The organism is bacterium, assembly GCA_036524115.1.
Taxonomy (GTDB): Bacteria; JAUVQV01; JAUVQV01; order JAUVQV01; family DATDCY01; genus DATDCY01.
On the sequence record DATDCY010000090.1, the window covers coordinates 1 to 9,417 of the forward strand.

General features: G+C 72.7%; 9 protein-coding genes. 4 read left to right on the plus strand and 5 right to left on the minus strand.

The window, feature by feature from the left end; genetic code table 11:
* Nucleotides 1-114 precede the first annotated feature (114 nt).
* On the plus strand, nucleotides 115-1,059 hold the full coding sequence (locus VI078_04250) for a HAMP domain-containing sensor histidine kinase (GenBank protein HEY5998497.1): 945 nt from the start codon (nucleotides 115-117) through the stop codon (nucleotides 1,057-1,059).
* Entirely contained in the window at nucleotides 1,056-1,772 is a 717-nt protein-coding gene (locus VI078_04255; GenBank protein ID HEY5998498.1) for a response regulator transcription factor, read from the plus strand. Before VI078_04250 ends, VI078_04255 begins: the two co-directional genes overlap by 4 nt.
* Before the next feature lie 3 nt (nucleotides 1,773-1,775).
* Here VI078_04255 and VI078_04260 read toward each other — a convergent pair whose 3' ends face one another.
* From VI078_04260 to lsrF, 3 genes are read right to left on the minus strand one after another with little or no spacing between them, the layout of a single operon-like run.
* Nucleotides 1,776-3,614 carry a tetratricopeptide repeat protein gene (locus VI078_04260; protein ID HEY5998499.1) on the minus strand — a complete coding sequence of 613 codons (1,839 nt, stop codon included), beginning with the start codon at nucleotides 3,612-3,614 and terminating at the stop codon, nucleotides 1,776-1,778.
* Nucleotides 3,615-3,621: 7 nt separating this feature from the next.
* Entirely contained in the window at nucleotides 3,622-4,641 is a 1,020-nt protein-coding gene (locus VI078_04265; GenBank protein ID HEY5998500.1) for an alcohol dehydrogenase catalytic domain-containing protein, read from the minus strand.
* Between the two features lie 33 nt (nucleotides 4,642-4,674).
* Nucleotides 4,675-5,499, minus strand: coding sequence for a 3-hydroxy-5-phosphonooxypentane-2,4-dione thiolase (lsrF, locus tag VI078_04270; protein ID HEY5998501.1), 825 nt, complete (start codon nucleotides 5,497-5,499; stop codon nucleotides 4,675-4,677).
* 209 nt (nucleotides 5,500-5,708) lie between these two features.
* Here lsrF and VI078_04275 point away from each other — a divergent pair, with 209 nt between their 5' ends.
* The gene (locus tag VI078_04275; protein ID HEY5998502.1) at nucleotides 5,709-5,966 is read left to right on the plus strand and encodes a hypothetical protein; all 258 of its coding nucleotides are present in this window, start codon (nucleotides 5,709-5,711) and stop codon (nucleotides 5,964-5,966) included.
* A 159-nt stretch (nucleotides 5,967-6,125) separates the two neighbouring features.
* Here the strand turns inward: VI078_04275 and VI078_04280 are convergent, their stop codons facing one another.
* Nucleotides 6,126-6,371, minus strand: coding sequence for a hypothetical protein (locus VI078_04280; GenBank protein ID HEY5998503.1), 246 nt, complete (start codon nucleotides 6,369-6,371; stop codon nucleotides 6,126-6,128).
* Nucleotides 6,372-6,400: 29 nt separating this feature from the next.
* Complete coding sequence (locus VI078_04285) at nucleotides 6,401-7,420, minus strand: HD domain-containing phosphohydrolase (protein HEY5998504.1); 1,020 nt, start codon at nucleotides 7,418-7,420, stop codon at nucleotides 6,401-6,403.
* 159 nt (nucleotides 7,421-7,579) lie between these two features.
* On the opposite strand from VI078_04285, the gene argS reads away from it, so the two are divergent.
* Entirely contained in the window at nucleotides 7,580-9,253 is a 1,674-nt protein-coding gene (gene argS, locus VI078_04290; protein HEY5998505.1) for an arginine--tRNA ligase, read from the plus strand.
* Nucleotides 9,254-9,417 lie beyond the last annotated feature (164 nt).

A 9,417-nucleotide genomic window follows, 5' to 3' on the forward strand; every position in this document is an offset into this window, starting at 1 on the left:
GGCACGAGGCGCTCGAGCCGTGCCCGAGCCCGGCGGGCGCCAGGGCGGCCGCCCGCCCCTAGAACCGCCCGCAGACTTGCCCGGCCGCTCGGCCCGGAGTATACGAAGGGGGCCATGCAGGGCGGGCACTCGCAGCAGATCGACCGGATCCGGCGCAGTCTGAGCCTGGTCCCGCCGTTCGTCACGCTCTCGGTGGGCGTGGTCCTCCCGGTGCTGCTCTCGACGGCGGCGGGCATCGTCGCCATCGTCGCCGGCGAGGGCTCGCTGACGCTGGTGCTGGGCGTCCTCGTGGTCTGCTTCACGGTCGCGGCCATCGGCGGCGCCGTGATCCTCTACGTGCTCCTCGGCCGCCGCGCCCGCCTGGTGCGGCTGCAGTCCGACCTGCTCGCGAACGTCACCCACGAGCTGCGCACGCCGCTGGCGGCGATCCGCGTGCACGCGCAGACGCTGCAGTCCGGCCTCCTCGCCGCGGAGCCGGCGAAGGCGCAGGAGAGCCTGCGCACGATCGTGCGCGAGACCGAGTGGCTCGACGCCATGGTCGACCGCGTGCTCAGCTGGCGCGCCGCCGCGCGCGACCGCGGTTCGCCGCACTGGGCGACGGGCCCCATCGGGCCGGTGCTCGAGGAGACCGTCGCGCGCTTCAGGCGGATGGTGCCCCCCGACGAGGGCGAGGTGGCCCTCGCGTGCGAGAGCGCCGCCGCCGTCCGCCACGACCCGGGCGCCCTCGCGCAGGCGCTCCTCAACCTCCTCGTCAACGCCTGGAAGTACTCCGCGCCGCCCCGCCGGATCAGCGTGGAGGCCCGCGACGAGGGTCCGCAGGTGCTCGTCGCCGTCGCGGACAACGGCATCGGCATCCCGGCCCGGGAGGTGAAGCGCGTCTTCGAGCCCTTCTATCGCGTGCTGGGCGCCGGCAGCGCCGGCACCGGGCTCGGGCTGGCCATCGTGCTCCACACCGTCAGGGAGATGGGTGGGACGATCACCGTGGACTCCCGGGAGGGCGTGGGCAGCCGCTTCACGATCCGGCTGCCGCGCGCGTCCGCCGCCGGGGACGCGCCATGAGCGCCGCCGGCGCCACACCCCCGACGAGCGGGGCGGCGGGGACCATCCTGGTGGTCGAGGACGACCGCTCGCTGCGCGAGGGGCTGGCGATGAACTTCCAGCTGCGCGGCTACCGCGTGCTGGCGGCGGCGGACGGCGAGAGCGGCGTGCGGCTGGCAGTCGAAGAGCGGCCCGACGTGATCGTGCTCGACCTGATGCTCCCCGGGCTCGACGGCTTCGAAGTGCTCGGCAGGCTGCGCGAGCGCGAGCTGGACGTCCCGGTGCTCATCCTCTCGGCGCGGGGCCAGGTGGCCGACAAGGTCACCGGGTTCCAGACCGGCGCCGACGACTACGTCACCAAGCCCTTCCAGCTCCCGGAGTTGATCGCCCGCGTCGAGGGGATGCTGCGGCGCAGCCGTCGGCGCGCGGCACCCGAGCCGATCGCCTTCGGCGACCTCGTGATCGACCTCGGCGCGCGGCAGGTGCGTCGCGGCGGGCGCGCGGTGACGCTGCTGGCCAAGGAGTTCGATCTGCTCTCGCTGCTCGCGCGCCACCCGGGCCGGCCCTTCACGCGCGAGGCGATCCTCGAGCGGGTCTGGGGCTGGGACTTCGAGGGGACGGCGCGCACGGTCGACAACTACATCCTGGCGCTGCGCCAGAAGCTGGAGAGGGACCCGGCGCGCCCGCGCCACATCAAGACGGTGCGGCAGGTCGGCTACAAGCTGGACCGGTGACGGCTACCGGCCCGGCGCAGGCGAGCCGCCCGCGAGCTGCGCAAGCCTCTCCCGGGCCGCGGCGTAACCCGGGTCGAGTCGCAGCGCCTCGCGAAAGCGGGTGGTCGCCTCGTCGCGCCGTCCCCGCCCGAGAAGGTAGATGCCCAGGTTGTACTGAGCACTGGGGTTGGAGGAGTCGAGTCGCACCGCCTCCGCGAGGTGGCTGCCGGCCTCCTCAAAGCGGCCCGCAGCGAACAGCGAGACGGCAAGGTTGTTGTGCGCCTCGGGGAAGTCCGGCTCGAGCCGCAGCGCCTCGCGGAACTGGTCCTCCGCTTCGCGCCGCCTCCCGAGCGCGCTGAGCGCCTGCCCGACGCCGTACGCGAACCGGGCGTCGCGCGGGGAGAGGCGCGCAGCCGTCCGATAGTGGTCGAATGCGCGCTTGGCGTTGCCCGCGCCGAGCAGAACGTTGCCGACGTTGAAGTGGGCGTGCGAGTAGTCGGGATGGAGCCGGAGCGCCCGCTCGTAATGGGCGAATGCTTCCTCCGGCCGGCCCCGGTCGGCCAGGAAGACCCCCAGGTCGTTCTCGGCCAACCAGTTGTCCTCCGTCACGGCGAGAGCGTGCCGAAAGAGGGTCCCGCTGTCACGCCAGTAGCCGGCCTGCGCGACGGTTGCCACGACAAGGGCGGACACCCCGGCGACCGCGGCGACGGCCAGCGCCGTGGCGCACCGGCGCCTCCCGGCCGCCAGATCGCGCAGCCCCCACGCCGCCGCGACGAAGACCCCGACGAGAGGGACGTAGGTGTAGCGGTCAGCGTGCCCCTGGGCGCCGACCTGGACGAGGCCGATCACCGGCACGAGGGTCCCGACGTACCAGAGCCAGCCGACGGGCAGGTAGGGGAAGCGCCGCCCGGCGCGGATCGCCGCCGCGCTCAGGGCAACGAGGGCCGCAGTACAGCTCAGCACGAGGCCCGTCTGCAGTGTACTCTCCGGATGGGGGTAGTAGACGGCGAGGCCGCTCGGCCAGATCGTCTTGCCAAGATACACGAGATAGGAGACAGCGGCGTTGGCCGCGCGCACCCCGAAATCCACGTGCGCCCAGCTCGCGACCGCGTTGCCGCGGCGCTGGGCGACGAGGGTCACGGCCGCCGAGGCCGCCGCCAGCACACACAGCGGGAATTTCTCGAGTACGAGGCCGGAGAGCGGCCTCGCGCCTGCCGGCGCCGCCTCACCCGCCCGGGCCGGGCGCCTGAGGCGGCCAAGGGGCCAGCAATCGAGGAGCAGCAGGACGAAGGGGAGGCTCACAAGCATCGGCTTGGCCGCCAGGCCCAACGCGTACGACACCGCCACAGCGAGGAAGCGGCGCGGGCCCGGCCGACGGGCATACTGCGTGTAGGCGGCAAGGGTCAGCACCCAGAAGAGCGCCGAGAGGACGTCCTTGCGCTCGGAAGCCCAGGCCACGGACTCCACGTGCAGCGGGTGCACCGCGAAGAGCGCCGCGGCCGCGGCGCTCGGCCAGAGCGCCGCCGTCGCACGTTCGAGAAGCGTGAACAGGAGCAAGGCGCTCACGAGGTGGAGAAGCAGGCCGACGAAATGGTGCCCGGAAGCGTTCATGCCGAAGAGGGTCACGTCGATCATGTGCGACAACCACGTGAGCGGGTGCCAGTTCCCGGCGTGGAAGGTCCCGAGCGCCCAGGCCGCCCCGTTCCAGCTGAGTCCCCTGGTCACCGCCGGGTTGTGCGTGATGTACTGGTCGTCGTCAATACCGACGAAACCGTTGCCGAGTACGGGCCAGTACGCAGACAGCGTGATCGCCGCGAGAAGAACGAGAATGATCCGGGACTGCGCGCGGCGCCGCGGCGTCACCGCGCCCTCAGGGCTCGACGATCACCTTGATGGACTCGCCGCCGGCCGCCACGGTCGCGAAGGCCTCCCCGATGCGCTCGAGCGGGAAGCGGTGCGTGATCATCTCCGCGACCGGAACGCGCCGCGCCCGGATCAGCTCCAGGGCGGTCGCCAGGTCCGCGCCGGCCGCGCCGTAGGACGTCTGCAGCGTGATCTCGCGCCGCCAGATCTCGGGGAACGGAATCACGGCCGCGCCCTCCTGGTCCGGCGCGCCGAAGAAGAGCACCGTGCCGCCGCTCGCGACCAGGCGCATCGACTGGTTCACCGCCGCCGTCGCGCCCGTGCAGACGATGACGCGGTCCGCCATGCGCCCCCCCGTCGCCGACGCCACCTGCGCGGGGACCTCGGGACCCGCGCAGAACGCCGCCGCCGCGCCGAAGCGCCGCGCCGCCTCGAGCCGCCAGGGGTGGACGTCCGTCGCCAGGATCGTCCCGGCGCCCAGCGCGCGCGCCAGCGCGATGTGCAGCAGGCCCGAGATGCCGCTGCCCATCACCAGCACCGCGTCGCCGGGTCCGACGCGCGCCAGCCGCTGCGCGCGCACGACGCACCCCAGCGGCTCGGCGAACGTCCCCTCCTCGAACGTGACCCCCTCCGGCAGCCGGAACACCCCGCGATCCGTCTGCAGCGGCGGCACGCGCACGAACTCGGTGAACCCGCCCGGGTCGAAGTTCGTCGTGTGCAGCGTCTGGCAGGCGGTGTGGTGGCCGCCGCGGCACGCCGGGCAGGTGTTGCAGGGGACGTGGTGCGTCACCGCGACGCGGTCGCCGACCTTCCACGCCGTGACGCCCTCGCCGATCTCCGCCACCGTCCCCGCGACCTCGTGGCCGAGCACGAGCGGCGCCTTCTTGATGCGGTACCACTCGAGGACGTCGGAGCCGCAGACGCCGGAGGCGACGATGCGCACGACGATCTCGCCGGGGCCGGCGGCCGGCCGCGGGCGCTCCTCGATCCGCAGGTCGCTGTTGGAGTAGTAGACGCCCGCGCGCATGGCCCCGTCCGCAGCCCGACCGCCGCCGGCGCGCTAGCGCTTCGCGCGCGCCTTGGGGCGGGCCTTGCGCGACGCCGAGCGCTTGAGCGACTTGAACAGCTCGTAGGCCTGCGCCGCCGTCGCCCCGCCGTGCACGACCGCGCGCACCGCCTGGATCATCGCCACGGGCGACTCCGACTGGAAGATGTTGCGCCCCATGTCGACGCCGCTCGCGCCGTCGCGCACCGCATTCGCCGCCAGTTCGAGCGCCTCCTTCTCCGGGAGCTTCTTGCCGCCGGCGATGACGACCGGCACCGGGCAGGTGCGCACGAGGCGCTCGAAGTTGTCGCAGTAGTAGGTCTTGACGAAGTGCGCGCCCAGCTCGGCCGCGATCCGGCAGGCGAGCGAGAGGTAGCGCACGTCGCGGACCATGTCCTTGCCGACCGCGGTCACCGCGAGCACGGGGATGCCGTGCCGCTCGCCCTCGTCGACGAGCTGCGCCAGCGACATCAGCGTCTGGCGCTCGTGCGGCGCGCCGACGTAGATCGAGAGCGCGACGCCGGCGGCGTTGAGGCGCACGGCGTCCTCCATCGTCGTCACGATCCCCTCGTTCGAGAGCTCGGAGAGGATACTCGTCCCGCCCGAGACGCGCAGCACGATCGGCGTGTCGACCCGCGGGTCGACGGAGGAGCGCAGCACGCCCCGCGTGAGCATCAGGGTGTCGGCGTACGCGGCCAGCGGCGCGATCGTCGCGCCGGGATCCTCAAGTCCGGTCGTCGGCCCGAGGAAGTAGCCGTGGTCGACGGCGAGCATGACGGTCCGGCCGGTCGCCGGGCGGATGATCCGCGCCAGACGGTTCTTCAGTCCCCACGATGACATCGTTTGCGCCTCCTGTTGTCGTCGGCCCCGGCGGGGGCCGTTTCCCGCGGTTTCCCCGTAGGTCGGGGTTATAGAAGCGCCGCCGCATGCTGTCAAGCCGGCCACGCCGTGGCTCGCGCGGGGCGGCAGGCCGGACCCTTGTCGGCGGCCGCGAAAGCCGCTAGGATGCGGCCATCCGGTGACGGCCCGCTCAGGGCGAGGAGACCAGCATGCAGCCGAAGGCCGAACAGCTCCCGATCGCGCAGTCGCGCAAGTACCGCGTCCGGGTCCGCACGCAGAACGCCGAGTACGAGGGGATCTTCTTCTCGCCGTACCCGGACCGCCGGCTCTCGGAGGTCCTCACCAAGCTCGAGCAGTTCCTCAACCTCAAGGAGGCGCGGGACGTCGAGACCGGGGAGACCTTCCCCTTCATGGTGATCGCCAAGCACTCCATCCAGACCATCAAAGTCGTCGAGGAGTGGGACTAGGCCGCTGATAACGGCCCATCGGCGGCGCCTTACCCGTGCGAGCCCCGCGAGTGCGGGAAGTCCCTGCGGTGGCCACCAGGCCACCTCAGTCGCCGGATCGTCGCGCTCCTTGCATCTGGACCGTTCTGAGCGGCCTAGTGTCCCGATGCCCGGGACGAACTACTTCTTTTTTGTGGGGTCCCGGTGGCAGAGCATGCACGCGTCCTTCGGCGGGTGCTCCGGCGGCTGCGGCGCCATCTTGCCGGGCGCGTGACAGTCGCGGCACGCGGCCACCACGAGCGGGCGCGGGTGGTTGTCGTCGACCGGCACGTACCGGTGCTTGCGCTGCTGCGAGAGCATGGACAGCGCGCCGACGACGAGCAGCGCCCCCGCGGCGAACATCAGGTTCTTCTTGAGCGTCGTCATGAACTGCCCGTCTCCTTCGCGAGGGGTGCCTAGGGGGCCAGCGTCGCCGCGTCGCCTTCCCAGCGGAAGGGCTCGTCGCCGGCGCCGTCGCAGATCTCCGTGAAGAGCGAGACGAGCTCCGGGTCGAACTGCGCGCGGGCGCAGCGCTGGATCTCGGCGAGCGCGTCGCCGCGGCAGCGCGCCGTGCGGTAGGCGCGCGACGAGGTGATGGCGTCGTAGGTGTCGGCGATCGCGATGATCCGCGAGCCCAGCGGGATGCGCTCGCCGGCGAGGCCGGCGGGGTACCCGCGGCCGTCGTAGCTCTCGTGGTGGTGGCGGACGATCGGCAGCGTCCCGCGGAGGAAATCCAGCGGCTCGATGATCTGCACGCCGCGCTCGGGGTGCGTGCGGATCACCGAGTACTCCTCGTCGGTCAGCCGCGCCGGCTTGCGCAGGATGGTGTCCTCGATGCCGATCTTCCCGACGTCGTGGATGAGCCCCGCCAGCCGCAGCGTCTTGAGCTCGTCGTCGGAGACCCCGACGCGCGCCGCGATGGTCAGGGCAACCTCGGTCACCCGCCGCGAGTGGCCGGCGGTGTAGGAGTCGCGCTGCTCCAGGACGTTGACCATCGTGCGCAGCACGTTCAGCGAGTTCTCCTGCAGGCGGCGGTTCTCGATGACGAGAGCGCGGTGCTGCAGGGCCTTCTCGACGGTGGTCTGGATCGTCCCGATGCGGAAGGGCTTGATGAGATAGTCGCTGGCCCCGTCCTTGATCGCCTGGACGGCGCCGTCGATGGTCGCGAAGCCGGTGACGATGATCACCTCGGTGTCGGAGACCTCCGACTTGATCTCGCGCAGGAGCTCGTGCCCGCTGAGGCCCGGCATGTTGATGTCGCTGAGGACCAGCGGCATCCGCCGCTCCCGGAAGATCCGCAGCCCCTCCTGGCCGTCGGCGGCGGTGACCACCCGGAACCCGATCCCCTCGAGAAAGCACTGGAGGGACTCGGCGATGCTGCGCTCGTCGTCGACGACCAGTATTTCCACCCTGGCGTCATCCCCGCCCGCCTTCATCGCGCCCCCTCCGCCCCTGTGCCGCACCGCAGTGTAGACGGCGCGACCGTCGCTGGCAAGTGCCGCGCGGGCCGCGCGCGCGGCGCGACTCTTTCCTTCCGGGCTCCGGGCCGCTATACTGAAACGCTGAAAAACGGCGTCCACCCGGAGGGTTACCCCGTGAAACAGGAGTTGGCGGCCCACGTCGGCGCGGCGGTCGCGAAGGTCGCAGCGGACCGCGGCCTCCAGTGGCGGCCTGACCCCGCGGGCCTGATCGAGCAGTGCCGCGACGAGCGTTTCGGCGACTTCACCACCAGCGCGGCGATGGAGCTGGCCTCGCGCGCGGTCGGTCGCAAGATCCCGCCGCGCGAGTTGGGCCAGGCCATCCTCGCCGCCCTCCCCGCGGGCGACGGGTTGATCGCGAAGGCCGAGGTCGCCGGCCCGGGATTCATCAACATCACCATCCGGCGCGAGCGCTGGCTGGCGGCGCTCGCCGGCATCGCCGCGCAGGACGCCGCGTACGGCCGCTCGGACCTCGGCCAGGGCCGCCGCGTCCAGGTCGAGTTCGTCAGCGCCAACCCGACCGGGCCGCTGCACCTCGGGCACGGCCGCGGGGCCGCCGTCGGCGACATCCTCTGCCGCGTGCTCGAGGCCACGGGCCACGCGGTCGTCCGCGAGTTCTACGTCAACGACGCGGGCCGCCAGGTCGAGACGCTCGCGCGCTCCGTCCTCGCCCGCTGCCGCGAGCAGCTCGGCGGCGAGGCGCGCTTCCCCGAGGACGGCTACAAGGGCGACTACGTCCGCGACCTCGCGCGCGACGCCGTCGCGCGGCACGGCGCCTCCCTGCTCGCGCTGCCCGACGAGCAGGCGCCGGCCACGCTCGGCGAGGAGGCGATGGCGACCATCCTCGCCTGGATCCGGCGCGACCTCGAGGCCTTCGGCGTGCGCTTCGACGTCTGGTTCTCGGAGCGCTCGCTCTACCGGCCGGGCGCCTGGGAGGCCCTGGTGGAGCAGCTGCGCGCGCGCGACCTGCTGTTCGAGCAGGAGGGCGCCCTGTGGTTCCGCTCCACCGCCTTCGGCGACGACAAGGACCGCGTCGTGGTCAAGAACGACGGCAGCCGCACCTACCTGGCCTCCGACATCCTCTACCACGCGGACAAGTTCCGCCGCGGCTTCGAGCGCGTGATCGACATCTGGGGGGCCGACCACCACGGCTACATCCCGCGGATGCAGGCGGTCGTGCAGGCGCTCGGGCAGCCCGCGGACGCGCTCGCGGTGCGGCTGATCCAGCTCGTGACGCTGACCCGCGGCGGCAAGGCCGTCGCGATGGGCAAGCGCGAGGGCGAGTTCACGACGCTGGCCGAGGTGGTCGCGGAGGTGGGCGCCGACGCCGCGCGCTTCTTCTTCGTCACCCGCCGCTGCGAGAGCCACCTCGAGTTCGACCTCGAGCTGGCCAAGGCGAAGACGGCGGACAACCCGGTCTTCTACGTGCAGTACGCGCACGCGCGCATCGCCAGCATCTTCCGCACGCAGGCCGAGCGCGGCGCGGGCGGCCTCGACGACGCCGGGGCGGATCTCGAGCGGCTGGCCCTGCCCGAGGAGCTCTCGCTCATCAAGCGGGCCGCATCCTTCCCGGACGTTCTCGCCGCCTGTGCGCGCGGCCTGGAGCCGCACCCGCTCGCGCAGTACCTCGTGGGGCTCGCCGCGGCGTTCCACGGCTACTACAACCGCGTGCGCGTCATCTCCGAGGACGTCGAGACCAGCCGGGCCCGCCTCGCCCTGGCGCGCGGGGTCGGGGTCGTGCTGCGCAACGGCCTCGGGCTCATGGGCGTCCCGGCCCCGGACCAGATGTGACCAGGTCGGCCGTCGCGACGGATCGGAGCGGGCCCCGGCCGCTGCGGGTGGGGGCGGCGCTCGCGGGCGTCGTCCTCGCGGCGGTCGCGCTCTTCAGCCTCGGCGTGATGACCGGCTCGCGGGTGGCGCGGCGCGCGCCCGAACCGGCGGCGTCCGCCCCGGCC

Bases quoted from the DNA above. Each gene is read 5' to 3' on its own strand.
- VI078_04250 (HEY5998497.1), top strand. From the start codon at position 115: ATGCAGGGCGGGCACTCGCAGCAGATCGACCGGATCCGGCGCAGTCTG.
- VI078_04255 (HEY5998498.1), top strand. From the start codon at position 1,056: ATGAGCGCCGCCGGCGCCACACCCCCGACGAGCGGGGCGGCGGGGACC.
- VI078_04265 (HEY5998500.1), bottom strand. From the start codon at position 4,641: ATGCGCGCGGGCGTCTACTACTCCAACAGCGACCTGCGGATCGAGGAG.
- lsrF (HEY5998501.1), bottom strand. From the start codon at position 5,499: ATGTCATCGTGGGGACTGAAGAACCGTCTGGCGCGGATCATCCGCCCG.
- VI078_04275 (HEY5998502.1), top strand. From the start codon at position 5,709: ATGCAGCCGAAGGCCGAACAGCTCCCGATCGCGCAGTCGCGCAAGTAC.
- VI078_04280 (HEY5998503.1), bottom strand. From the start codon at position 6,371: ATGACGACGCTCAAGAAGAACCTGATGTTCGCCGCGGGGGCGCTGCTC.
- VI078_04285 (HEY5998504.1), bottom strand. From the start codon at position 7,420: ATGAAGGCGGGCGGGGATGACGCCAGGGTGGAAATACTGGTCGTCGAC.